The sequence below is a fragment of the Psychrobacter sp. TB20-MNA-CIBAN-0197 genome, assembly GCF_040309765.1.
Taxonomy (GTDB): Bacteria; Pseudomonadota; Gammaproteobacteria; order Pseudomonadales; family Moraxellaceae; genus Psychrobacter; species Psychrobacter submarinus.
Map to the genome: position 1 here is coordinate 1 of NZ_JBEOPC010000785.1, position 263 is coordinate 263.

Genomic DNA, 263 nt, shown 5'->3' on the forward strand with positions numbered 1-263 from the left:
GTACTGACCGGACTGCACTGGCAACCAGCCGTAGCTGAAGTTGCTGCGGTCACCGTTGACTTCACCGATGCTCGGCACCAGGTTATGCAAGTCTGCTTCGGCCTTTTGATAAACCGGATCGTAACGCGTGCAATTTTTGCGTCCGCCTTGCTGCCAGCACTGCCGCTGGTGACCGATCTGCCAGGCCGGCACGATGTGCTCCCACTCGATTCTCGATGCACGCTTGGCGTTCTTGCGCGGCACATAGCCGCAAGCCTTCAGGT

At 58.9% G+C, this 263-nt stretch carries 1 protein-coding gene; it reads right to left on the reverse strand.

Annotated features, from left to right (window positions below; genetic code table 11):
- On the reverse strand, window positions 1-263 hold a 263-nt coding region (locus AAEY83_RS15980), incomplete at both ends, for an endonuclease (protein WP_351060545.1).